Below are 24,054 nucleotides of genomic sequence, written 5' to 3'. Positions count from 1 at the left end.
TACAATAAAATTTATAAACAAAATCAACAATATGAATTATAAACACAAATTAATAGTCAAATAGTAATAAAACTCTAAATCCAATATTAAAAACAAATATAATAATTTTATTTATAAAATAAAACTAAAATAATCCTTAAAATGATTATTTAAAAGATTATAGTAAAATAAAAAAATCTATTGTAAAATCATTCAAAATATATTGTAAAATAATTTTAATATAAAAATACTTTTTTACATCAATTTATAGAATATACAAAAATATTACTCCATATCATACATTATGGATTTTTAAAATTTGAACAACTACTTATTATCCAAAACATTTATATGTAATGTAAATCATACATTGCATTAAATTTAGTCATGCCTAAAAATAAAATTTTACAAGAAAATGCAAAACCAAAATAGAGGGTGAGTGAATGAAATTTTGTACAAGAAGTTTAAAATTAACAGTATTTACTATATTTTGTTTTTATATCATAATAGGATTATTTTGCGTATTTGCAAGTGATGTTGATAATATAACATTTAATAAGGAATTAAATGATGATAATATGAATATTCCTGTCAATGGAAGTTATGAAACCCATCTAGAAGACGGGAATGTTTTAGGTGATTATGATGAATTGAACGATAATATCCAAAATCTTAGTCCTGGAGAGACATATGACATTGATAGAGATTATTCGTTCAACGGTGAAATTAACACATCTAAACAATACATCACTATCGATAAAAATGACATAATCATTAACGGAAATGGCCACACCATGGACGGGCAAAATTTATCAGGACTATTTAAAATTACTGCAAACAATGTTAAGATTTATAATTTAACTTTCATTAACTTTGAATTCCATGGACTTTCTTTAAAAAGCCATACATTTGATGGTAAAGGCCCTAAAATTGGCGGATATTCAGGAAAACCACTTGATGATGAGATGTTTTATACCTACACAGAAAGTTGTAGTCCCATCCAATGGATGGGAGACAATGGAGTAATTTCAGGTTGTACATTCTATGAAAATTACGCGATTAATGGTGGAGCATTAAGCTGGAGCGGAAATAACGGCATTATTGACGACTGTCTTTTTATAAATAACATTGCCCGAGGTGTTGGGGGAGCAATTTATATTGGAGGCTTCAATAATACAATCATTAATTCAATTTTTGTCAATTCCAGTTCCCAATTATCCCACGAAGCAATTTACTTTGATTACAAACGCGAAAACATAACTCTAAAAAATAATGCTTACAAGGATAATATACTATACATTGACGGAGCAAAAACAAATATTGATGTAAAATACCTGGCGTATTCCTTTAAGTCTCCAGTGATAAATGAAAACATTGATTTGGTCCCCTTAGTGTATAATGTATTAACCAATGGAAATTTATCTTACCTTGACAACGGCATGTTGTATTATGGGGAATATGACAGTAATAATCATGAATTTACCCTACATATAACCAAATATTTCGATGATATCTCATTTACAAAAAATTATAAATTTAAAAATATTCTAAACATCAATAACATTTTTTATGATATGATATACTTTGGAGATTATTATAATACCCTGACCATGGTTAAAAGTATTGAGATTTTTTCCAGCACTAGACTTGAAAGCGATTATGTAAATGCAATATCTACATCTGTAAAATGCTTCAATAGCATTTTAGCATACCTATTTAATTATGATGAAGACTGTTTGCTTAATTCCAATACAGTACTTGCAAATTCTGTTAGATGTAAGTATCCAATAAGTTTTGGATTAAACATAGATTTTTGCGATGCGTTTACTATCAACAGCAAACATTCACTCAACCTCAATGGAGGAGGTTTCGATATTATAAACATCAATGGCCATGGAACAAAAATCTATACAAAGTCAAGTGATAGCGATGAGAATAAATGGGCCATTTTAGGAGAAAATAAAATACTGTCTGTTAGTAACTTAACCATTGAAGGTTTTAATACTGGTATTGAAAACTTTGCAGGAGAATGTATTCTAGATTCCGTTACATTTAATCATAATAGAATGGATTATTTGATTTATAGAGATTACGGCGCTGCAATAATATCCACCGGCATTGTAGATTGCAAAAATTGTAGATTCACAAATAATTATGCAAAATATGGTGGAGCAGTATTCAGCCAAGGCATGATAAATTTAAAAGATTGTTATTTTAGTGGAAATGAGGCATATGGCAAAGGTGATGATGTCTGTATTGGCGAAGGAGGAGTTGCAATAGTAAACAATGTATGGACAAACTATGACACCTCCATAATTACCCATTGCGATAAAACTGCTGATCAGAATTTTATTGTCAAATTTATTGATAGTATTAAAGGAAACGATATTGAAAAATTAATAGAAAATCTATTTGATTCAGATGGTGATATTGATATAAGCTCAATTTATCCCAATGAAGTTCATACGGAGGGATTAAAAGTAATGTCAATGATTTATAGCGATAAATTAACTGTCTAATTAATTTGAGACTTTAAGACATAATACAGAAGAAAAAATATAGGAAAAATACGGTGATAACATGAATCTTATAAAAAATATTTCATTAACACTAATACTAATTGCAATTTTATTGGTTTCAGTTTCATCAATAAATGCATGTGAAGTTAATGATAATATAGGAAATAATGAAAATCTTCTTGGAGATCATGTCGATATGGAGGCTTATCGAAATATTGGTGGTTTGAGTTTTGATGATTTTTCAAGTACACAAATCGATTCAACAACTACGGATAATATGACTTCAGAAGAAAATATAGTGCCACACAGTAATCATATAGATGATTTGACTGTTATACAGAACAGTAACTCAGAAAATGATAAAACCAAGGTAGAAAATCTAATTAATGTAACTGACATAGTTGCATCTAGCGAATACAAAATAAACCAAACTTCAAACAATACATTTATATTAACGCTAGCAGACAACACTACCCTTAATGTAGGCATGCTACAGGTCTTTGATTTAGATAGTTTTAAAAAAGTAGCTAAATCAGTTTCAACCGAAAACTGTCAATTTGATGCGATAATTATAGATTTTAAAAATAATCTTAAACTTGAATTTAGCCCATGGTCATCCGAATTAATAAAATTGGGTCATGTGAAAAATCTCATTATTAGAGGTAATGGGGCAACAATAGCTATTAGTAATCCAAATAAAAAAGACGAAAATCATTTTTTAAATGTTGATATGGGTTCCACTGTATGGATGAATAATATGACAATAAGCGGTTTCAATACAGCCATACTAAACTATGGAACATGTCAAATAAAAAATGTAGTATTAAAAAATAACAAAGTCGATTATATTTCTGAAGAGGATTATGGTGGAGCAATAAGAAACTGGGGTATTTTAAAATGTTCAGACTGTTATTTTTTAGACAATTATGCAAAATATGGAGGTGCAATTTATAACGAAAAAGGAAGTCAATCCACTTTTGTTGATTGCGAATTCAAAGATAATACTGGTTATTCTAGCAAAAAATCTAGTCTTGAGACTAATGATGGAAATAACATCTATACTTCCCAGGGAGCAACTTGCTTAGTTTTAAACCATAATGATGAAATCACATGTGTAAACATTAATACTGAAACTGATTATAAAAACTTTTTAAATATGATGGACAACATTGGACATGTGAAATTTTTAATTTTAAACTTTACATCAGCTAAAACCTATAATATTAATCAAAGAGCAATATATATGCCAAATGTGGAAAATATTTATATATTCGGAAATGGGGCAACAATCAGCGTAAAAAACTATGCCGATTCAAACGAATATAATTTTATTAAAATTGTTCAAGGCCAATTTTGTTCTATAACTAACCTAACTATCAGTAGATTTAATACCGCTATATTTAATAAAGGTTCAATATCCATTAGTTATTCACATTTTAACAATAATAGAATAGATTATATGATAATGAATGATTATGGCGGTGCAATTTATAATGCTGAGGGATTAATAACAATATCAGACTCCACATTTGAAGGAGGTTATGCAAAACATGGTGGTGCAATTTATAACGAAAAAGGAATCATAAGCCTCATAGATTGTAATTTCACATCTAATACCGCTTATGGTGATGGCGGAGCTATTTACAACAATGTGGGATTAATTTATGGTGATAGATGTAATTTCATCAATAGTAATGCAGAAAATGGTGGTGCCATCTTTAATCATTACGGTATTATGATTTTAAACAACTTTACTTTCAAAAAAAGCGTTGCCGAAGATGATGGGGGAGCAATCTATAATGATTTTGGTGAAATAACAATCGATAATTGTACATTCATTGATTCAAAAGCTGATGAAGGTAAAGAAATCTATAATTATGGTAAAGATGCAAAATGTGTTATACTCGGCAATTCATATGTTATAAATAATGGCGTTTTAACAAGCACCCTCAAAGTCACATCAGACGCACCCAGTGAAGTTCTTAGATGGGTTATAAGAGGTGTTGAAGTACTATTATGTGTTGCTATGGTTTTAGTTTGTGGTCATTTTTTCAGTGAAGGAGTTGCCGGTGCTATCTGTTTTGTTGGTGGAGGCATTCTTGCAGGTGCTGAAGAACTTATAGAAGGAGTTTATTTGGATCATAATTTCAATATCTACAATTGTTTACTAATGATGGTTATTGCAGGTGCATTTGATGGTATATCCGGAGCTTTAACATCTTTAATAGGTCGTGTATGTTTCAAAGTTGTTAATGGAGTAGTTACCGTCGGTTCAGAAGCTTTATTTAATGCAATAGGTTTCGGTATTGATGTTGTCGGCGAGATAATAACAGAAGTTCTACCACGTGCTGATTTCAGTAACAATAAAGTACCTACAACAATCTTAGATTTAGAAAATCCAAAAATACCATGTTAAAATTCATTTAACAAAAAGTCTGTCAGATTTCTGGACAGAAACATTGAAGTTTCAAGATGCATATGCACTTTGGTGTAAATAAAGCACTTAGAATTATAAATTGCCAATTCACATCTAATGCGCTTGATGATGGAGATGGTGGAGCAATTTATTCTGTTGGAGAATTATATGTTGAAAATTCTTATTTTTATAATAATATGGCAGATAATTATGGTGGAGCAATTTATACACAACAAACACTTAACTCCTTGTTATTCTGTTATTAATGATAATGAAGGTAATGCTTTATTCGAATTTAATTCATTAAGCCGTGGCGAGCATAAGGTTGTTGTAATTAACCCTGATAACGGTGAAATGAAAACCTATAGAATTGTTATTCTCATGGGATTCGGTGCGACTAACAATGAAACTAATAATCAAAATCAAAAATCTCAAAAGGATGCTCCTTATGGAGGTAGTGATAATAGTGATAATAGTGATATTGTTAATGCTGATTCATTAAATGGTGATGTGAATAGAGTATCACTAGATAATGATAATACAACCAATCAATCAGCCAGCAGCTCTGTCAGCAAAGCTATTGACAACCCTCAAACAAATAGTGGAGACAGCAATCTTTGGTGGATAATACTGGCAATAATTGCAATTATCGCAGTAGGAGGTATAATTAAAAAATATAAAAATTAGATAAGTTCGTTAACAAGAAAAAAATCATATTTTTTTCTTTTTTTACTATTTGGGGGCGTGACACGAAGTCACTACTTTTTAATTTTATTTTACTTATTTTTATTTTAATTTTACATACTATGAAGTCAGAAAAAACAACTAAAAAAAAAGAAAATTTATAAAAAAATCAAAAACACAAAATTTGATTAAAAATTTTGCGTCACATCCTCAAAAAAGAAAAAACCCACCATTTATCAATAAGTATCCCATACATTGCAATTCATCCCCGACCTAAGAAGTCGGAGTATTCTTGCATTTTTAAGATAAAAATAAAGGAGATTCGAAAATCAAATAATTATCGGACACTCCCAAAAAATTATTCAAAATGAATAAGTTTTTCCACATCATCATAAACTACATCAAGTCCGCACATTGACGGAACGTAATTGGCAGCTTTTGCTGAATTAACACCAATAACTTCAAAGCCCATATCTTCGATTGGAGCTACAACCATACAGGTGTCACATACTACATTTCCGCCTGCAGCTTCAATAATTTCAGTATATCCCATTCTGTCAGCTGTTGCTTTAACGGATACAGAAGTACAAATCCATAATTTGTTTTTAATAGTTTTTCCGTTTACAATATTTGCAACATTTTTTATTTCTTCCAACGAAGCATGAGGACAACCCAAACAAATTAAATCTGCTTCACGGTCTGTTGTTGTTAATTTTTGGCGAGTTTCTAAAATATCCTTATCATCAACAAACATGTAATCTTCAACTTCTTCCCTATCTGCATTATCCCATTCAGGAGTTACATTTTCCATATGGTATAATGCCACAGAACCGGATGATGCTAAAGCTGCGCCCAAAGTTTTTAAATCATTGTTGTTTGGAGTATTTTTAACTTTAAAGTAAGGAACTCCCCCACCAACTGTTTTTCCAACAATATAACCTAATGCTCCCCAGTCAGCTCCGGACAATTCAGTGCTGACATTGACAATCAGGTTTGCCCTGCGATTTTGTTTCAAATGGAATCCATAAAGAGGAGTCTTTCCAACAATAGCGGCTGCAAGAGCTGCAGGACCTCCTTCACGATTTGTACGAGCACCAATAACAGAATTAACGTAAGCTACTGCAGATGATTCAGACCAGGATACATGATCTCTAAATCTTGGAACATTGCCCACAAGATATGGTGTACAGGTACACGTTTTAGAAATCCCAAGTTTTCCATAAGCATCTACAATCTGATTTTGTTTAATTGAAAATTCTTTTGGAAATCCTAAAGCTTCCCAATTATCCAAATCAGTTCCAGGAGGGTTTAGTGAAGCATTAATTCCAGAATATTCAAATTCTTCACTGGCCAAGTCTTCCAAATATTCCAGACCTGCCTGACCGATAGTTTTATATGAAACACCAGATACCTGTGCCGAAGTAATATCAACCAGTTTAGAAGCTCCATAAATATCACCCAAAGCAACTAGAATATCCATACTTTTACGGATGGTTTCACCGAATTCACCATCACACATCTGTTCTTCTTTTTTTGTCAAAAACATATTAATCATTATTTAATTGATATTCAATCATTTCATCAAATAAATGAAGGAACTTATCTTTACTTTCATATGGTATCATAGCACCGGCAGCAATATCATGACCTCCTCCAGTTCCACCAAAATTGTTTGAACTATCACGTAAAGCCTTTCCCAAATCTACTCCTTTATCAACCATATCTCTTGTAGTTCTTCCAGAAATTTTTATATCATTATGAAGTCTTGATAGGCCCAGTACAGGTTTTGATGAATCGATTAATTCAACAGATAAACCGATACTAGCAATAGTACCCATTACAGACTTTAAAACTTTATCTTCACTATATAAATATTGTGAAGAATTTAATTGAACAGCACCTTCTCTTTTAACCCATTCAAGGCCTTTTACAATTTGATCACGGTATTTGCGTTGCAATTCCGTAGCATTTGACAGTGCTTTTTCTCGCTCACCCAAGGAAATGCTTAAACCTAAACCGAACTTTTTGTTTTTACCGCATGCATCAAGAATATAAGCATATTCCTCCAAATCCCTTAGCATAGGAATTTCTTTTGGGATTAAATAGCAATCCCCAAAAATATCAGGATTTATTTTAATTAATTCAGCGGTTAATACATCTTTTTCTTCATCGGCCAAGTCAGTGAACTTAATACCATAGGATAAACCGATTTTTTCTAAAAAAGTTGTTGCACCTTCCAAATCACCACTAATTCCAGGCAATGGAGGCGTAAAAGTATAAGCAAGGGATTTGAATAACGGTTCTGATGCTTTTGATACAATCTTTAAATCCTCATTAATTTCAAGGTTACTTTCTTTTGCATCATCCAAAATTAATTTATTAACACCAGTGAACCCTTCCTGACCTTGCATGTCACCAAAAGCACCGATAAGTGCAAAATAAGCAAAATGCTTTTTATCCAAATCACGAACACATAAATATGCAGAACCTGCTCCGGATAAATCTTTACTACCATCAATTTCAAATAAATGTGGATTGACATGAACAAGATTACTTTCAGATTCAGTTCCATCCACCTGATGGTGATCAGCTATAATAACATCACTTTTAAAGGTATTCAACTCTTTAACGAAAGAACTGCCCATATCAGAAAAGATGAATAAATCATGTTGCTCATGTCTGAGCTGATTTATAACATCCTCTTTTAATCTTGGCACTATAGTAGTGTGAAATTGAGCATTTTCTTCCTTTAAAGCATTCGCTATTACAGCTGCTGCTGATATACCATCAGCATCATTATGTGAAATTATACGAATAACTTCATCATTTTCAATATGCTCTTTGAGCATATTACTAGCTTCAGTAGCCCTATTTAACAAGGAGTGCTGCTTGTTGTGGATTATATCTCCAACCTTCTGGTAATTCGCCTTCATTTACATAATATGTAGCTAATTTTCTGATTCTTGATTCAATGATAGTTAAACCTCTTTTTGAGTGTAAATCTTTAGGATTTTCTTCTAAGTGGTCTCTGATGTTAACTGCTCTTCTGATTAAGTTCATTAAATCTTCTGGGTATTCGCCAGCTTGATTGTTTCTTTTTAAGATTTCAGTGATTCTTTCACCAGTTACATCTTTGACTTTAGGAATTCCGTATTGGTCTCTTAAGATAATACCAATTTCGGAAGTAGTTTTACCTTCTCTGTTAAATTTTAAAATCATTTCTTCAATTTCTTCGTTACTATAAGTTACCCATTCTGGTCTTGCCATAAATAAACACCTAAATTATATAAATAATTAATCTTGAGTAGAATACCACTCGATAAATTTTTTTAATGAATTTTTTCTATGTGAAAATTGGTTTTTTTCTTCAGTTGTTAGTTCACCAAATGTCTTATCAAGACTAGGTACATAAAATATAGGATCAAAAGCAAATCCTAAATCTCCTCTTTCTTCAACTGATATTTCTCCTTCGACCTTGCCTAAAAAAGTCTTGGGCTCAGAATTGGGGGTGCAGTACCCAATAACTGACCTGAATTCGGCATAACGGTCAGAAACATTATTTAATAGCTTTAAAATTCCCTGATTTCCTAATGTATCCTGCACATAATGTGAATACGTTCCCGGAAAATCATTTAAAGCTTTAATGAATAAACCAGCATCTTCAACAATCACAGGTCTATTTAGCTTATGACTAGCATATTTTGCACCAAACATAGCTACTTCCTCAAGAGTTCCCTGAGGTTCCATGTAACCTAAGTCAATATGCTCAAGTTTAATGTCATAATTTCTAAAAATATTCTCTGCTTCTATAACTTTATGTTCGTTACCAGTTATAAATGTTATCATAAAAATACTTTTGAATGCAATTTTTTATATAATTATCTATGAATTTCAATGAGTATAGCGGCCACGTTTTTCAATATCTGATATATTATTAATGACTTTTGAATCCCCATAACCTTTCAAAACGCAATCAAAGTAAGCAATAGCTTTTTCATAATCTATGCTTTGAAGAGATTTTTTTAAAACAAGCAAATCAACAGCCTTATCCTCATCCAAATCAGAGTAACGGCCAAGCCCAAAGTCCAGAAATACCAAATCCTCATCAGAAAGCATTATATTTGAGGAAGTAATATCTCCATGAATAATATCCGCAGAATGCAATTTGGATATTTCACATCCAACCTTGAATGCCAGGTTTTCATCAATGACTTCCTTAAGCATTATTCCATCAATTTCCTCCATCAATATGGATTTTTCAGCCAAATCAACATCATAAAGTATTGGCGTTCTGACTCCGACACGCTTAGCATCTGACAATAATTTCGCTTCAAGCTTGCATCTGGACTTTCTGATTTTATTGTCTATTTCAGGAATTCTATAGTTTTTAGGAATTCTTGCTTTTATGACTGCATTTTGTCCCATATATGAACTTTTAATAATATTTGATTCTGCTCCTTTTGCAATTAAATCATCAGATAATTTCAAATAGCTTTTAGTATTGTCAATCCATGGAATATCAACTTCATCTGTTCTGAACCTTTGAATAATACCTGTATCTGACAAATCCATCGGTCCGAATTCCCTGCACATTAGTAATCCAAGCCATGCAATCATGACCCCGTTATCACCACACAGTTTCATTTCAGGCATGTAGAATTTGGCCCCATGCTCTTCAGACATTGTTTTAAGCATTTCACGTAATCTTGAATTGGCTGATACACCGCCACACAGCATCACCTCATCTTTTTGAGTATGTGAGAGCGCACGTTCTGTTACTTCAACAAGCATTGCAAATGCAGTTTCCTGAAGTGAAAAACAGATATCTTCAATATCCGTTCCTTTCTGGTGCTGTCTTAATGCGGCAGACAAGAGTCCTGAAAATGAAAAGTCCATTCCCTTTACAACATAAGGCAAATCAATATAACTTCCATTTTTAGCCAATTTTTCTACAACAGGTCCGCCAGGATGGCCCAGACCGGTTTCACGACCAAACTGATCGAGACAATTTCCAATAGCAATATCCAAAGTTTCACCGAAAATTCTATAACGGCCACTTTCAAAAGCAATGACCTGGCTGTTTCCTCCACTGACATATAAAGAAACAGGATTAACCGCACCAGTATCCAGCTTGCCAACCTCAACATGACCAATACAGTGATTTACACCAATTATTGGTTTATTGAGTGATAATGCTAGAGATCTTGCAGATGTTGCAACGATTCTTAAAGCAGGCCCTAAACCCGGACCCTGTGAAAAAGAAATTAAATCCAAATCAGAATAATTGAGTCCCGCTTCTTCAATAGCTTGAGGAATTAGTTTAGGAATCCATTCTGCATGGTGTTCTGCAGCGATTCTTGGATGGATACCTCCTTTTTCCGGATATAACTGACTACCGGCCATAGCCAATATTTTACCATCACCATCAACAATACCAACCCCTGTTTTTTCTGCAGTTCCTTCAATTCCCAAACATATCACAATATCAACCATGAAAATTAATTAATATATAACTTTTATATGTCCTTACATATAATATTTTAAATTATTTAATTGATAAAAACAAAATTGATTACTATGGGATTTTATAACACAAACACTATTGAGGAAAAAAGAGTAAATAAACTGACTGGAGATATTCACATCAATGATGCCTTTAAAGAAGAAACTCAAAAAAGAGGAATTCCTATTTATGATGCATACAACATTCAGAAGAGATTATACCATGAAGTTGAACAGGAAATGCTTATAGGTGAAGAGGCTGTTGATAATCGTTTAATGGAGCTTCTAGATGAAAAAGGTAAAAAAGAAGTCTCACACAGTTATGTTGAAGAAATGAAAGAAGACGGACCAAAAAGTAAAGGAATGATTCCTGCAAGACCAAAAGAAGCACCAACAAGAAACGAACTGCTCGATAGTATCCCTCCAAGAGCTAGAGATGGTAAAACATATAACAGAAAGCCTGAAAAAACTACTTCAGATTACCTTAATAGAATATTTTTACAAAATCAAAAGATTATTAATCAAAATAAAAAAATTATAGAATTATTAGGAAAAATAGAGGAAAAATTATGATTGAAGGAATAACAACATACGGATCAACAGAATTAATGGAATATTTAGGAGAAGTAATTGATCCGGTATTTATTTGTACAATTGGTACTACAGAAACATCATTGATACCTGGACTATCCGGTGCAGGTGCAACACCCGAACTAACAGAATATACTCCGGCAGCAGATTCTGAACTGATGGTTTTAGGTCATGTCGAATGTATGGAAGAAATACCTCAAACCGTAGTCGGCAAAGCTGCAGCTCCAACTCCAGCAATGCTTACGAAAGCATCATTGGAAATAGCTGATATCCCATTTATCATTGCAGATGCTGGATGTAAAATTAAACCTCATATTGAATGCATGAAGCTTGGAAACGATTATGGAAGAGACATCAGAACCGGAAAAGGTGTTTTAAACCCATTGGAAATTTATGAAAATTCTCGCGAATTAGGTGCTGAACTTGCAAGACGCCATCCCATGTTAATAATTGGAGAAAGTATTGCTGCAGGAACAACAACTGCATTAGGAGTCCTAAGAGCATTAGGCTATGATGCAAATGAAAAGGTAAGTGGCAGTATGCCTCACAACCCTCATGATATGAAAACTAAAGTCGTTGATGAAGGTCTGAAAAATGCAGGTTTAAACCCGGAAACCGATAATATCGATGGCCTTCAGGCAATTGGTGCTGTAGGTGATCCTACTTTGGCTGCAATATCCGGTTTTGTATTAGGTGTTGACGGACAAATACCTTTAATATTAGCTGGAGGAACGCAAATGGCTGCAGCATGTGCTGTTATAAAATCAATTAAGCCTAACTTTGATTTTTCAACAATTAATCTGGCAACAACCGTTTTTGTTGTAGGTGATGAAACAGCCGATTTAATCGGGCTTTTAAAACAAATCGATGATGATATTACACTTCACTCCGTTGACCCTAAATTCGAAGAATCCGACCATGACGGACTGAAAAATTATCTTGATGGATTTGTAAAAGAAGGAGCCGGAGCCGGAGGGGCTATGTTTACTGCTTTAGCACGCGGTGTTCCTTTAGAAAAATTAAGAAAAAAAATAGAAAAAACATGTAGTTAAAAACTACATTCATTAATTTTTTTAGAATATGTGGGTAATAGAACCCATAAATACTACAATACCAACTATCCAACAGTAGTAAGCAAAAATATCCAAACTTTTATTTTGAATTAAATCAAGCAACCATTTAATAGCAAGATATCCGGAAATGAAAGCTGCAGTAAATCCTAAAATAATAGCAGCACCGTCACCGCTCATTGATAATCCAATATCCTTTAATTGGATAACAAATGCTCCAAAAATAGCAGGTATGGATAATATAAAGCTGAATTTAGCTGCGAACTCTTTATCAAGACCCATTACAAGACCTGCAGCAATGGTTGTACCTGATCTGGACAGTCCCGGCATGATTGCACAAGCTTGGCCCAATCCCATAAATAATGATTGGAACCATCCCATATGGGACATGTCAATTTGTCCTGAAGCCATTCTTTGAGACAAGTATAATATTGTACCCGTTACAAAGAGGAAAAATCCCGGAACATATAATGCACCGGCAAACAATGCATCAACCTGACTTTCAAATAATACTCCAACAAGACCTACAGGAATAGTTGCTATAATAACATACCATGAAAGTCTTTTATAAGGATCTGAGTAAAATCCTTCCTTAAATCTATGCTGGAAAATGTCACCGATACTTAAAATCCATGCTTCAATCATTTTAATAATATCTGCACGGAAATAAATTAAAACTGCCAGCAAAGTTCCCAAATGAAGAAAAGTATCGAAAGCAAGAGAGCTTTCAACACCCAAAATATTCTGAATAAAGATTAAGTGTGCAGAACTACTTACCGGTAAAAATTCAGTTAATCCCTGAACAATACCGATAATAATTCCCTGAAGAATATCCATTTATTACACACCTTAAATATAATCCAGCCATCCAAATTTATCTTCAATTTTACCTTCAACAATGTCGAAGAATGTTGACTGTATTTTTTCTGCAACAGGACCTCTTTTACCGATACCAATGGTTTTGCCATCAATAGATCTGATTGGTGTTACTTCAGCTGCAGTTCCAGTGAAAAATACTTCATCAGCCAGATATAATCTTTCACGGGTAATTGTTTCTTCAATAACTTCGTAGCCTAAATCTTTAGCTACTTTAATAATTGAATCACGGGTAATACCTCTTAAGTTTGAAGAGTTAAGTGATGGAGTGTGTAATGTACCATCTTCTACTAAAAATATGTTTTCTCCACTTCCTTCAGAAACATAACCTGCATAATCAAGCATGATTGCTTCATCATAACCATGTTCAATAGCTTCAAGTTTAGCCAATTGAGAGTTCATATAGTTAGCACCACATTTTGCCATAGCAGGGAAAGTATCAGGAGCAGGTTTTCTCCATGAAGAAACACCAATATCTACACCATTAGCCATTCCTTCTTCACCTAGGTATGAACCCCATTCCCAAGCAGCAATAACAACATTTACAGGACAGTTTAAAGGATTAACACCTAATTCACCATATCCCCTAAATACAATAGGACGTATATAACCTGATTCTAAATCATTTACTCTCATAGTTTCTTTGATTGCCTCTGCAATTTCTTCTTCAGTATATGGAATAGGTATTTTGTATATTTTTGCAGAATCAAATAATCTACGCACATGTTCTTTTAAACGGAAAATAGCTACACCATTTTCATTTTTATATGCGCGTATACCTTCAAAAACACTTGTTCCATAATGGACTACGTGAGAAAGTGAGTGGATTGTTGCGTCTTTCCAATCAATGAGTTCTCCGTCCATCCATACTTTAGTTGCTGTATCATCCCAAGCCATATATATCACATCTTTTTTTCTAAATAATTAATATTGAATTATTCTTATTTATAATTAATGAATAGATATGATGAACAATATCAATATGGGACTTTAAAAAAGAATCTAACGAAACACTTATATAATATTAAAGTCATAATATATTTTGTTGGTTCCGTGGTCTAGTGGTATGATACCTCCCTTACAAGGAGGGGATCACGAGTTCGAGTCTCGTCGGAACCACTGCTTTTTTTATTATTTTAAAATTCACAATTAAAAAATTTCTACCAAATTTTCTAAAATAATGTCAAAATTTAGTTTAATCAAAACTAAATAAAATATAAATTTTTTCTAAATAACTATTAATTATTGTAAAATAATTTTATATTATTTATGAATTGTATAATTTTTTATAAAAATATTACATGATTGTATAGAATAATTAAATAATAAGATTTAAATAATTTTCCTATCATATAGTTAATTACAAATATAGGAGATATTTAATATGGTAGTTAAAATTGCTATTATAAAAAGTGGTAACATTGGTACTTCACCTGTTATCGATTTGTTGTTAGACGAAAGAGCAGACAGACCAAATATAGATGTAAGAGTATTTGGATCTGGAGCAAAAATGAACCCTGAACAAGTAGAAGACGTCGTTCCTAAAATAGACGCTTTCGGACCTGATTTCGCAATATTCATTTCTCCAAACCCAGGAGCACCTGGTCCTGCTAAAGCAAGAGAACTTTTATCCGAAAAAGATTTACCTGCAATCATCATTGGTGACGCACCAGGTAAAGGTAAAAAAGATGAAATGGATGAACAAGGTTTAGGTTACATTATTGTAATGTCTGACCCAATGATTGGTGCTAAAAGAGAATGGTTAGACCCAACTGAAATGGCTATCTTCAACGCAGATATCTTAAAAGTATTAGCAGAAACCGGAGCATTAAGATTAGTACAAAAAACTATTGACGGTGTAATTGCTGCTGCTGACGCTGGAGACGCTATCGAATTACCAAAACTCATTATTACTGCTGAAAAAGCTGTTGAAGCTGCTGAATTTGCTAACCCATACGCAAAAGCAAAAGCTATTGCTGCATACGAAATGGCTGGATCTGTCGCAAACTTAGACATGAAAGGTTGTTTCATGACCAAAGGATTCGAAAACTTCATTCCTTTAGTTGCTGCTGCACACGAAATCGCTGCTGCTGCTGCTAAATTAGCACAAGAAGCAAGAGAACTCGAAAAATCCAACGATACTGTTTTAAGAACTCCTCACATGAAAGAAGGAAACGTTGGATGCAAAACCGACTTAATCTCAAAACCAGAATAAGTAGATTAACTTCTACTTATTTTTTTTAACTTTTTTTAAAATTATTTCTAAAAAATAAGATAAAATAATGGAAAAAAATTCCATTAAAATTAGATAATTCCTTTTGTTGATGGTATTTGGTCATGCTCTATTTTTATAGCATCTTTTAATGCTTTCGCAAATGCCTTAAAAACAGCTTCACACTGATGATGATCATTTTCACCCTTAGCTTCCCCATAAATGTTTAATTTAGCGGAAGATGCGAATGATTCAAAGAAATGAACAACAATATCTGATGTCATGTCACCAATCTTTTCATTTTTAAAGTTTAAGTTCATGTTGCAATAGCTTCTCCCACTTATATCAATTGCAACAGTTGCAATAGATTCATCCATAGGTACCATTGCATGAGCCATCCTTCTAATACCTACTTTTTCACCAATAGCTTCAAGAAAAGCTTGCCCCAACAAAATTCCTACATCTTCAATTGTATGATGATCATCGATTTGAACATCACCGCTGGCTATTATCTCCAAATCAATCATGCTGTGTTTGGAAAATGACTCCAGCATATGATTAAAGAAATTTACGCCTGTAGAAATATTATAATTTCCAACACCGTCAAGATTCATTTTAATTTTTATATCAGTCTCAGATGTTTTACGCTCAACATTAGCAATTCGACCCATAATAATTACCTACCAAATAATTGATTTTAGCTTAAAGTATTTAGTCTTTTGGTCCATCACGTATAATTTTAATACAGTCTGTAGGGCATTCCATTGCACATAAGGTACAAACATGACAATATCTTAAATCCAATATATGTGCAACGTTAGTAACTTTCCAAATTTTAGCTGCTTTTGGACAAATCTCAGAACATTTTCCGCAGCCAATACATTTAGATTCATCAACCTCAATTCGTAACATGAACTCACCAAAAAATTAATTACAACTTCAAAGTAGCTACAGACATAGCTTTAAATCCAATATATACTTCTTTACCAATAGTGAGATTTAATTCTTTTTCAGCAGATACTGTAATGTCAGAAAAGATATTAACTCCCCCAACATCTACATTAACACGAATAATCTCATTATTTAACTTCATTTCAACAATATTTCCTTTAATTATATTACGAATACTGGATTTCTGTGGTTCCAACATTAAAAAGATATTGTCATAACTTATTAATGCTAAAAGTTTATCTCCAACCACATAATTCTTGTTTAAAGGAATATTAACCTCAAAACTGGTCATTTTAACTGTCATGACCCCTTTTGATTCATCAATTGCCAAAACTTCTGCTTCGATTTCATTAACATCCTTATGAAGTTCCATTATTGCATTAATCTTTTTACATTCTTTTAAAATAGAATATCCTTCTTCGGTTAAAGTAGTGCCCCCACCACCACCTTTACCTCCCTTAGTAGTATTAACAATTTTTACCTGAAGGGTGGACTCTATTTTATCAATATAATTTAATGCAGTCCTATAAGAAATTCTAACCATTTTAGCAGATTCCGTTAAAGAACCGGTATCCAAAATGGATTCAAGTAGCTGATATTTCTTGTTATCTAGTAGAAAAGAATTACCATCTACATTAATCTTATATTCAACACCCGCCTTAACATCAGTCATATTAATCCTCCAAAGATATATAATACTATTAATTATATTGTTTATATAAAATAATATTTACTATTAAAATTGGAATACATTTAGATAAAAAATGTATAATGGTTAGAATTGTATGGACCCTATCAAAATACGTTTTGCAATGTCAACATTGTTGAGTTTGGTGGGGATAATCTCAGTAATGTAACTTTATCTTAAAAATGCAAGAATACCCCCGAACTTCGTTTAAGTCGTAAACGAATTGCACCATTTGGTGTACTATTTCCTTAAATTAATTTTATTGCGTTTACTATTATTTTTTGTGTTTTCTGGAGGCTATTTTAGATTATGAATTTTTGTTCAGTGGACTTTTTTTATAATCTCATAAACCCTATAATGAACTTTTAAATTTCAGAGTCCAAAAATATCCTGATGCAGAATGACCTTAAGTTAAAAAAAAAAGATTTAGACTACTTATTTCTAAATTCCACCCTTTCAACAAAATCAAGAATTTTATTTGTAATTGTTGAAATAGGTCCGACTTTTGAGGACAATGCCCTTAGAGATTCAATATCTTCTTTTGTGAAAAATCTAACCAAAATCAATGCAAAGAAGTAAACAATAATACATGCAAAAATTCCAGGGAATAACCACCAGGCATCTTTAGGAATGAATAAAGCAAAAATACCCATAATGGCCGAAGCAGCCATAATCTTAATAACAGGCAATGACTGGAATTTTGCCTTAGTCAATTTAAATACTGAATAAACTATAGGAACCATCATACCAAAACATGCGAGAGTAGTAGCAAGAGCTCCACCAGCAATACCCATATAAGGAACTAAAACCCAACTTAAAACACCTGTAACAATAGAACCAATTATTAAAATATACATTGGGATACGAGGATTACCAATACCCTGAACAATACTGGTAGAAATAGCAAATATTGAATAAAAAGTCATACCTAAACTTAAAATAGCCAAAGCCATAGCACCAGCAACATATTCCGGTTTAGCAAAATACAAAACTCTTAAAGTAGGAACTGCGAATAATGCAAGACCTACACACATTGGCACAACCAATAATAATGAATACTTATATGATTCATTTACATATTTCTGTAACGTCGGAATATCTTTAACTTTAAAAGCTTCAGATGAAGCAGGTAAAATTGTAGTAGCCACAGAAATTGAAATCATTAACGGCAAACGGGCAATAGGATCAGCTGCTGCAAAAAAACCAACAGCATCCAAAGTTAAAAATTTACCCATGACAATGGTACAGATATTATAAATAAGCATTTCAGCAATAGCTGTTATAATTACAGGAATTGAAAATTTGACTAAAGTTCCTGCAAGCCTTAACTCCTGTCTTTTTGTAAAAACAAAATCAGGATTGGCTTCAGGAATATATTGGGGCATATATACCTTAAAAATATAAACTGCTGCAAAAGCAGCCATTGAATAACCGATAACAGTACCCCATAGCGCACCAACAGTTGAAAAACCTATCAATACAAAGGCTGTTGCAAACAAAATCATGAAAAGCTGTTCAATAGCACGAGTATAGAGAATATACTCCATCTTATAAACACCCTGAAATGCTCCTCTAAATGCACCTAAAATAACACTGAAAGGAGTTATAAGCCCAACAATCTGTAAAGGAACTAAAGCAAGAGGCTTATGTAAAAAATCATTGGCTAACAGCGGAGCAATGACAAAAATCATTAAAACGCCCAAAAATAAACCTAAAAATACCATTATTTTTAAAGCAGTGTAAATGGTTTGTCTGGCCATATCCGAATCGTTGACAGCATTATACTCGGCAACGTATTTTGCAATAGCTGGCGGAAGACCTCCGGCAGCTAAAGTTTGGAAAATACCTTGAAAGGGCAATGTAATACCTAAAACACCATACATAGTAGGCCCTAAAAGCATAGCCATTAATAAACGGTAAATATAACCTCCGATACGGAATATTATATTTCCAGCAAAAATTATTAAACTGCCCCTAATCAACTTATTTCCCATGAATATAACCTAAATAAAAATTAGTTAATACTATTATTAAATGTGATATAATATATAAATTTAATGTAAAATTGACCTAAATATATTTGTTTAAAAATTTCTCAAATTCCATCAGAGTTCTATCTAAAGACTCCATACCATAATCATCCTTTTTAATATCATCCAAACTATCCTTTGACCAGAAGGAAGCACCCAGATTAGATCCGAATGGTCCGCCACTAACAGGAATAATACCATGTATCATAAAGTAAGTAATGTTTTTTAAATGAGCAAAATCAGCGCCGCCGGTTCTGTCTCCTCCAACAGCAATACTCATACCAATCTTTCCCCTTAAAAGATTATAATCAATAGCTTCAAGAGCACGTGTTCTATCCATGATTGTTGCAAGGTTGCTTGAAATACCACCACTTTGAACTGGAGTTGCTAAAATAATACCGTCAGCTTCCTGCAAATTGCTATAAACATCGGCCATATCATCTTCAATGATACATTTTTTATTTTTTAAGCAATAATCACAATGCATACATGGTTTAATTGTTTTACCAGCACATGAAAATAGAGCTGTATCAAAATCATTATTTTCTAATTTATTTAAGGCATTTTTAACTACATAATCAGTCGTGCTCTTCCTTGGGCTTCCACAAATTCCAAAAACTTTCATATGACCACCAACACTAATATTATATTTACAAAACATTAAAAAATTTCTTATTGAATTGACTTTTGCCAATAAGATAATACATAATATTTATAATATCTTAATTCTATATATTTAATATAAAGGTAATTAATTGGGGAAAAAAGTATGAAAGTAGGGCACGGTGTTGTAAAAAAATATTCTAGAGAATATCATAGAACTTTAAAAACTGGGGAAAAAAAGAAATATACAACTGAACAAATCCAAATTACTGTGCCAAAAAACGAAGACATTTATTCTAATAAAGAAGAAGTGCTCATTATTCCTCATGATGAAATTGAAACCTTTAATAATTTAGAAGAAGAATTATATGCAAATAGAGTAGCTAATTACTTATATATAATGGAAGTGGAGAAATTGGAGCAATTACTTGAAAATGATAATTCATCAGAATATGAAAAAATCATCGAAGAACTTAAGCAGGAGCTTCATTCAAAAGAAAATGAAATAAATGATTTGGAAGCCCTAACACAAGAAACTAAAAATGATTCATTAGCTATTCTGAAAGAGGAAAATGAGAAAATAAAAACTAAACATACAAGATTAATTGAAGAAAATGAAAATCTCAAAAATAAATTTGTGAATATGAAAATTGAGAATGAAAATCTCAAAACAAAATATTCCAGCATCAAGGAAGAAAATAAAAACCTTAAAACCAAATGCTCCACTTTAAAAGAAGAACATAATGAAATTAAAATCAGTTATGATAATGTTTCTTCAAAATATGATCAATTAAAACAAGAAAATCTCAATACAAAAACTTCTTATGCAGAAATCTTTGAAATCAATGAAGGCTTAGAAAAAGACTATGACGATTTACGTATAGACTATAATGATTTAGTCGATAAATATAATGATTTAGAAGAAGAATTGTATAAAATAAAAAGCAGTAAAACTCGTGATGAATATATTGCAAATAGAGTTAAAGAATTTATTTTAAATAAAGAACTTTAAAATTGATAATCATCCTTAAATTCAGGATTCCATCTTTTAAGTCCAGGTATGAATGTTGTAGTAATACCTGTTGCAGTTGTTTCAGGCAATCTTGGATTTTTTTCCATCATCTCTTTTGATTTACGAACAATCATTTCAGTTAATGTTATATCTGGCTCTGTGTATTTGCCGTCTTGAAAACAATCTTTACAGAACTCAGGATTTAGGCTACCGTCTTCATTTGTTCCATAATCTTCTTTTACAATAGGCCTACCGCAAGAATTACAAAAACCCATAAAAATACCTCATTTTAAAAAAAAAGAAAAAAATAGAATTAGAAATTAATCTAATCTACTTGTTCGTCTTCATCCATTGCAAGTCTCATATTATCTGGATCTGGTGGGAAATGTGCTAAGAAGTCTTGTGCGGATCTTCTGACATCCCTTGAACCAATAATGTATCTGCCTGCAATAATAACATCAGCACCTTTTTCAATAGCTTCTTCAACATTTTCTGGAGTAATACCTCCAGCTACTGCTACAAGACCGCCACCAAGGATTTCTTTAATCTTTTTGATGTTACCCCATTCAGTCATTTCACTAATGTCTTCACCTTTTTCAGCTTTGTAAGTTTCAAGGTCGACATTTCTGTGTAATAATACTATATCAGGTTTTAAATCATCAGGCAATTCAGATAATTTGTTTTCAAAGTCTTTAACATTCATCATGTCCAAAATAGCATAGATACCCTGTTTTTGGGTTTCATGAATAGCTTTTTTGATTGATTCAATTGTACCGAGACCGGAAATAGCTACTGCATCAGCAGTTGCGTCTGCAGCCATTTTAATTTCTACACGACCAACATCTAAAGTTTTTAAATCAGCAATGATAAATGCAGATGGGCGTAAAGCTCTGATATCTTCAACTACGCCAACACCGAATTTTTTAACAAGTGGTGTACCTGCTTCAACAAGCACTCTTTCTTTATCAGGTAAATCTTCAAGGATTCTTGCCATAGCTTCTTTACTGTCTAAGTCAAGTGCAACTTGTAAGTATGGTGGAGACCAAAGTTTTTGTACTCTGAATCCCATAATAGGGTGGGTTCCACGGTCTTTTTCTGCAAGTACTTTTTTGATTGAAGGATAACCTTCCATTGCTCTTCTGATAGCTAATTTTGTAGCTCCATAGTTGTATTGATAGATTTTTCTGTAATCTTCTGCAGATGGATCGATAAATACACTAACGTTAATTACAATATCTTCAACAATATCTTCTGGAATATATCCATCTTCTACTGCATCAGCCACTGCTCTTGCAACGGCAGTTTGTGCAGGTCCAAATATTTTACTAGCTGCATCTAAATCTCCAACAGTAACCTTAGGAATAATTAAAGTTGCAGGTTTTGTCATTAAGTTTGGTCTAATTACACTAGTTAATGGAGTGTGTCCGACTGAAAGATTGGATAATCCATTAGCGAAAGCTTGACCAACAGGACCGAATTTATCACCAATTAATAAATCAATGTGTGCTAATTCTGGTCCGTCTCCAATAAGAGCTTCTCCTATTCTATACATTGGGTCCATTAAATTTCCTCCGTTATATAATAACATTTTATAATTTATTTTTATTTGTAAATATAATTATTGGAAGTTAATTCTTTTAGAAATATCTTTTGGTAAAGGTAATCTTCTGAAAGGCATTCCTTTATTTTTCTCTGTAATTTCAGATATTAAATCATCAACATCCATATCTACTTTTTCACCGGTTTCACGAACAGTTACTTGGAATTTACCAGTTTCAGCTTCTTTATCACCAATTACAAAGATATAAGGAATCCATTCTTTGGAAGCATTTCTGATTTTTTTACCAACACTTTCATCACGGTCATCGATATCTACACGGATGTTTGAAGCATTAATTTTTTCATAAATTTTATTAGCAAATTCTTCATGAGCTTCTCCAACAGTAATTATTCTTGCTTGAATCGGACTTAACCAAGTTGGCAACATTGGAGATCTTTCATTTAGTTCAATAGCTGTTTTTTCAAGCATTGCACATAAAACTCTTTCAATACTGCCTGTAGGAGAACAGTGCAAGATTGTCGGATTATGCTGTTTGCCATCCTCACCCAAATATTCAATATCAAATCTTTTACCACTTTCAACATCAATTTGAACAGTCGGGTTTTCAATTGGACGGCCTAAGAAGTCTATATTTGCTAAATCAATTTTACAAACCCAGTAATGATGTCTTTCAGGTAAAACTTCTAAAAGAATTGGTTTTTCGAATTTGGATGCTATTTCATACATCCATTCTTCATTTTCATCAAAAAAGTCTTGAGTAGCTCTGAAAATTACTTCAAAGTCCAAGTTTAAGTCATTGCCTGTTTGTAAACACATGTCTGTTTGAGTTGCAAATTCTTCTAATGATGCAGGTACATCAGCACAGAAAGAGTGGAAATCAGGCATAGTGAATGCTCTTAATCTTTTAAGACCGACAACTTCTCCTTTTTTCTCATATCTAAAACTGTAATGTGTTAATTCAAAAATCTTAGCAGGTAAATTTTTCCAGGTTAAGAATGAATCGCACATTAATCTAAACGCACCGAAACATGCTGCAAATCTTAACATCAAATTCTTTTTAGTGTCTGTTCTGTATTGTCTTTCACCGAATTTGTAAGCATGCTCATAAATTGCTTGGTTGTCCAAATCATAGAAAATAGGAGTTTCAACAGGCATTGCTCCACGGTCAACTGTCAAGTCATAAACATAATCTGCTAAAAGATCTCTTATTAATTTTCCTTTAGGATACCATCTTAGGTTTCCCACATCTGATGCCGGCTCATAGTCACAGATTTCCTTTTCCCTCATCAGTTTGACGTGAGGAGGTTCGCCCTCGTCAGAGGCTCCGCATCCGAGCTCATAGTCAACCAATTGCTTGAAG

General features: G+C 32.6%; 23 protein-coding genes and 1 tRNA gene. 9 read left to right on the top strand and 15 right to left on the bottom strand.

Annotated features, from left to right (window positions below; genetic code table 11):
- Window positions 1–422 precede the first annotated feature (422 nt).
- The 4 genes from ACKI5C_RS02610 (at window position 423) to ACKI5C_RS02595 (ending at window position 5,601) form a co-directional block, all read left to right on the top strand.
- Complete coding sequence (locus ACKI5C_RS02610) at window positions 423–2,498, top strand: hypothetical protein (protein ID WP_407431674.1); 2,076 nt, start codon at window positions 423–425, stop codon at window positions 2,496–2,498.
- 61 nt (window positions 2,499–2,559) lie between these two features.
- Window positions 2,560–4,914 carry a hypothetical protein gene (locus ACKI5C_RS02605; RefSeq protein ID WP_407431673.1) on the top strand — a complete coding sequence of 785 codons (2,355 nt, stop codon included), beginning with the start codon at window positions 2,560–2,562 and terminating at the stop codon, window positions 4,912–4,914.
- 56 nt (window positions 4,915–4,970) lie between these two features.
- Complete coding sequence (locus tag ACKI5C_RS02600; protein ID WP_407431672.1) at window positions 4,971–5,180, top strand: hypothetical protein; 210 nt, start codon at window positions 4,971–4,973, stop codon at window positions 5,178–5,180.
- The gene (locus ACKI5C_RS02595; protein WP_407431671.1) at window positions 5,125–5,601 is read left to right on the top strand and encodes a hypothetical protein; all 477 of its coding nucleotides are present in this window, start codon (window positions 5,125–5,127) and stop codon (window positions 5,599–5,601) included. Before ACKI5C_RS02600 ends, ACKI5C_RS02595 begins: the two co-directional genes overlap by 56 nt.
- A gap of 355 nt (window positions 5,602–5,956) precedes the next feature.
- On the opposite strand, the gene ACKI5C_RS02590 is transcribed toward ACKI5C_RS02595, so the two are convergent.
- The 5 genes from ACKI5C_RS02590 to ACKI5C_RS02570 are packed head-to-tail and all read right to left on the bottom strand — an operon-like array spanning window position 5,957 to window position 11,091.
- The gene (locus ACKI5C_RS02590; RefSeq protein ID WP_407431670.1) at window positions 5,957–7,144 is read right to left on the bottom strand and encodes an aconitase X catalytic domain-containing protein; all 1,188 of its coding nucleotides are present in this window, start codon (window positions 7,142–7,144) and stop codon (window positions 5,957–5,959) included.
- A gap of 1 nt (window position 7,145) precedes the next feature.
- Window positions 7,146–8,477 (bottom strand): DHHA1 domain-containing protein, encoded by a 1,332-nt coding sequence (locus tag ACKI5C_RS02585; protein ID WP_407431677.1) that lies wholly within the window; start codon window positions 8,475–8,477, stop codon window positions 7,146–7,148.
- Window positions 8,467–8,865, bottom strand: a complete 399-nt coding sequence (locus tag ACKI5C_RS02580; RefSeq protein WP_296798609.1) for a 30S ribosomal protein S15 — start codon at window positions 8,863–8,865, stop codon at window positions 8,467–8,469. Before ACKI5C_RS02580 ends, ACKI5C_RS02585 begins: the two co-directional genes overlap by 11 nt.
- A 27-nt stretch (window positions 8,866–8,892) precedes the next feature.
- Window positions 8,893–9,444, bottom strand: a complete 552-nt coding sequence (locus ACKI5C_RS02575) for an XTP/dITP diphosphatase (protein ID WP_407431669.1) — start codon at window positions 9,442–9,444, stop codon at window positions 8,893–8,895.
- Window positions 9,445–9,489: 45 nt separating this feature from the next.
- Complete coding sequence (locus ACKI5C_RS02570) at window positions 9,490–11,091, bottom strand: bifunctional N(6)-L-threonylcarbamoyladenine synthase/serine/threonine protein kinase (protein WP_407431668.1); 1,602 nt, start codon at window positions 11,089–11,091, stop codon at window positions 9,490–9,492.
- Between the two features lie 84 nt (window positions 11,092–11,175).
- On the opposite strand from ACKI5C_RS02570, the gene ACKI5C_RS02565 reads away from it, so the two are divergent.
- Both ACKI5C_RS02565 and cobT read left to right on the top strand, forming a co-directional pair.
- On the top strand, window positions 11,176–11,673 hold the full coding sequence (locus tag ACKI5C_RS02565) for a hypothetical protein (RefSeq protein ID WP_407431667.1): 498 nt from the start codon (window positions 11,176–11,178) through the stop codon (window positions 11,671–11,673).
- The gene (cobT, locus tag ACKI5C_RS02560; protein ID WP_407431666.1) at window positions 11,670–12,743 is read left to right on the top strand and encodes a nicotinate mononucleotide-dependent phosphoribosyltransferase CobT; all 1,074 of its coding nucleotides are present in this window, start codon (window positions 11,670–11,672) and stop codon (window positions 12,741–12,743) included. Before ACKI5C_RS02565 ends, cobT begins: the two co-directional genes overlap by 4 nt.
- A gap of 21 nt (window positions 12,744–12,764) precedes the next feature.
- Here cobT and uppP read toward each other — a convergent pair whose 3' ends face one another.
- Window positions 12,765–13,598, bottom strand: a complete 834-nt coding sequence (uppP, locus tag ACKI5C_RS02555) for an undecaprenyl-diphosphatase UppP (protein WP_407431665.1) — start codon at window positions 13,596–13,598, stop codon at window positions 12,765–12,767.
- 12 nt (window positions 13,599–13,610) lie between these two features.
- The gene (gene ilvE / locus ACKI5C_RS02550; protein ID WP_407431664.1) at window positions 13,611–14,534 is read right to left on the bottom strand and encodes a branched-chain-amino-acid transaminase; all 924 of its coding nucleotides are present in this window, start codon (window positions 14,532–14,534) and stop codon (window positions 13,611–13,613) included.
- A 150-nt stretch (window positions 14,535–14,684) separates the two neighbouring features.
- Here ilvE and ACKI5C_RS02545 point away from each other — a divergent pair.
- Together ACKI5C_RS02545 and ACKI5C_RS02540 are read left to right on the top strand one after the other, a co-directional pair.
- A tRNA-Val gene (locus ACKI5C_RS02545) sits at window positions 14,685–14,756 on the top strand.
- 265 nt (window positions 14,757–15,021) lie between these two features.
- A complete protein-coding gene (locus ACKI5C_RS02540) occupies window positions 15,022–15,852 on the top strand; it encodes a F420-dependent methylenetetrahydromethanopterin dehydrogenase (protein WP_407431663.1) in 831 nt (276 codons plus the stop codon).
- Window positions 15,853–15,941: 89 nt separating this feature from the next.
- Here ACKI5C_RS02540 and hisB read toward each other — a convergent pair whose 3' ends face one another.
- The 5 genes from hisB to ACKI5C_RS02515 all read right to left on the bottom strand — a co-directional run bounded on the left by hisB (window position 15,942) and on the right by ACKI5C_RS02515 (window position 20,143).
- Window positions 15,942–16,520, bottom strand: coding sequence for an imidazoleglycerol-phosphate dehydratase HisB (gene hisB, locus ACKI5C_RS02535; protein WP_407431662.1), 579 nt, complete (start codon window positions 16,518–16,520; stop codon window positions 15,942–15,944).
- Between the two features lie 40 nt (window positions 16,521–16,560).
- Complete coding sequence (locus ACKI5C_RS02530; protein WP_407431661.1) at window positions 16,561–16,761, bottom strand: 4Fe-4S binding protein; 201 nt, start codon at window positions 16,759–16,761, stop codon at window positions 16,561–16,563.
- Window positions 16,762–16,780: 19 nt separating this feature from the next.
- A complete protein-coding gene (locus ACKI5C_RS02525; protein ID WP_407431660.1) occupies window positions 16,781–17,473 on the bottom strand; it encodes a TOBE domain-containing protein in 693 nt (230 codons plus the stop codon).
- 446 nt (window positions 17,474–17,919) lie between these two features.
- Window positions 17,920–19,482, bottom strand: a complete 1,563-nt coding sequence (locus ACKI5C_RS02520) for an oligosaccharide flippase family protein (protein ID WP_407431659.1) — start codon at window positions 19,480–19,482, stop codon at window positions 17,920–17,922.
- A 76-nt stretch (window positions 19,483–19,558) separates the two neighbouring features.
- A complete protein-coding gene (locus ACKI5C_RS02515) occupies window positions 19,559–20,143 on the bottom strand; it encodes a flavodoxin family protein (RefSeq protein WP_407431658.1) in 585 nt (194 codons plus the stop codon).
- 144 nt (window positions 20,144–20,287) lie between these two features.
- Between ACKI5C_RS02515 and ACKI5C_RS02510 the strand changes: the two genes are divergently transcribed.
- Window positions 20,288–21,133 (top strand): phosphoserine phosphatase, encoded by an 846-nt coding sequence (locus ACKI5C_RS02510; protein WP_407431657.1) that lies wholly within the window; start codon window positions 20,288–20,290, stop codon window positions 21,131–21,133.
- Here ACKI5C_RS02510 and ACKI5C_RS02505 read toward each other — a convergent pair.
- The 3 genes from ACKI5C_RS02505 to ACKI5C_RS02495 all read right to left on the bottom strand — a co-directional run.
- Window positions 21,130–21,408 carry a zinc ribbon domain-containing protein gene (locus ACKI5C_RS02505; protein ID WP_058738252.1) on the bottom strand — a complete coding sequence of 93 codons (279 nt, stop codon included), beginning with the start codon at window positions 21,406–21,408 and terminating at the stop codon, window positions 21,130–21,132. The two genes, ACKI5C_RS02510 and ACKI5C_RS02505, sit on opposite strands and share 4 nt — an antisense overlap.
- 50 nt (window positions 21,409–21,458) lie before the next feature.
- Complete coding sequence (locus ACKI5C_RS02500) at window positions 21,459–22,685, bottom strand: bifunctional 5,6,7,8-tetrahydromethanopterin hydro-lyase/3-hexulose-6-phosphate synthase (RefSeq protein WP_407431676.1); 1,227 nt, start codon at window positions 22,683–22,685, stop codon at window positions 21,459–21,461.
- A gap of 66 nt (window positions 22,686–22,751) precedes the next feature.
- On the bottom strand, window positions 22,752–24,054 hold a 1,303-nt coding region (locus ACKI5C_RS02495; protein ID WP_407431656.1), incomplete at its 5' end, for a threonine--tRNA ligase.

Source organism: Methanobrevibacter sp., from assembly GCF_045646045.1.
Classification (GTDB): Archaea; Methanobacteriota; Methanobacteria; order Methanobacteriales; family Methanobacteriaceae; genus Methanocatella.
The sequence above is the reverse complement of the archived record's forward strand: the minus strand, read 5'-3'. Positions and strand labels throughout refer to the sequence as shown.

Bases quoted from the DNA above. Each gene is read 5' to 3' on its own strand.
- ACKI5C_RS02610 (WP_407431674.1), top strand. From the start codon at position 423: ATGAAATTTTGTACAAGAAGTTTAAAATTAACAGTATTTACTATATTT.
- ACKI5C_RS02605 (WP_407431673.1), top strand. From the start codon at position 2,560: ATGAATCTTATAAAAAATATTTCATTAACACTAATACTAATTGCAATT.
- ACKI5C_RS02600 (WP_407431672.1), top strand. From the start codon at position 4,971: ATGCATATGCACTTTGGTGTAAATAAAGCACTTAGAATTATAAATTGC.
- ACKI5C_RS02595 (WP_407431671.1), top strand. From the start codon at position 5,125: ATGGTGGAGCAATTTATACACAACAAACACTTAACTCCTTGTTATTCT.
- ACKI5C_RS02590 (WP_407431670.1), bottom strand. From the start codon at position 7,144: ATGTTTTTGACAAAAAAAGAAGAACAGATGTGTGATGGTGAATTCGGT.
- ACKI5C_RS02580 (WP_296798609.1), bottom strand. From the start codon at position 8,865: ATGGCAAGACCAGAATGGGTAACTTATAGTAACGAAGAAATTGAAGAA.
- ACKI5C_RS02575 (WP_407431669.1), bottom strand. From the start codon at position 9,444: ATGATAACATTTATAACTGGTAACGAACATAAAGTTATAGAAGCAGAG.
- ACKI5C_RS02570 (WP_407431668.1), bottom strand. From the start codon at position 11,091: ATGGTTGATATTGTGATATGTTTGGGAATTGAAGGAACTGCAGAAAAA.
- ACKI5C_RS02565 (WP_407431667.1), top strand. From the start codon at position 11,176: ATGGGATTTTATAACACAAACACTATTGAGGAAAAAAGAGTAAATAAA.
- cobT (WP_407431666.1), top strand. From the start codon at position 11,670: ATGATTGAAGGAATAACAACATACGGATCAACAGAATTAATGGAATAT.
- uppP (WP_407431665.1), bottom strand. From the start codon at position 13,598: ATGGATATTCTTCAGGGAATTATTATCGGTATTGTTCAGGGATTAACT.
- ilvE (WP_407431664.1), bottom strand. From the start codon at position 14,534: ATGGCTTGGGATGATACAGCAACTAAAGTATGGATGGACGGAGAACTC.
- ACKI5C_RS02540 (WP_407431663.1), top strand. From the start codon at position 15,022: ATGGTAGTTAAAATTGCTATTATAAAAAGTGGTAACATTGGTACTTCA.
- hisB (WP_407431662.1), bottom strand. From the start codon at position 16,520: ATGGGTCGAATTGCTAATGTTGAGCGTAAAACATCTGAGACTGATATA.
- ACKI5C_RS02530 (WP_407431661.1), bottom strand. From the start codon at position 16,761: ATGTTACGAATTGAGGTTGATGAATCTAAATGTATTGGCTGCGGAAAA.
- ACKI5C_RS02525 (WP_407431660.1), bottom strand. From the start codon at position 17,473: ATGACTGATGTTAAGGCGGGTGTTGAATATAAGATTAATGTAGATGGT.
- ACKI5C_RS02520 (WP_407431659.1), bottom strand. From the start codon at position 19,482: ATGGGAAATAAGTTGATTAGGGGCAGTTTAATAATTTTTGCTGGAAAT.
- ACKI5C_RS02515 (WP_407431658.1), bottom strand. From the start codon at position 20,143: ATGAAAGTTTTTGGAATTTGTGGAAGCCCAAGGAAGAGCACGACTGAT.
- ACKI5C_RS02510 (WP_407431657.1), top strand. From the start codon at position 20,288: ATGAAAGTAGGGCACGGTGTTGTAAAAAAATATTCTAGAGAATATCAT.
- ACKI5C_RS02505 (WP_058738252.1), bottom strand. From the start codon at position 21,408: ATGGGTTTTTGTAATTCTTGCGGTAGGCCTATTGTAAAAGAAGATTAT.
- ACKI5C_RS02500 (WP_407431676.1), bottom strand. From the start codon at position 22,685: ATGTATAGAATAGGAGAAGCTCTTATTGGAGACGGACCAGAATTAGCA.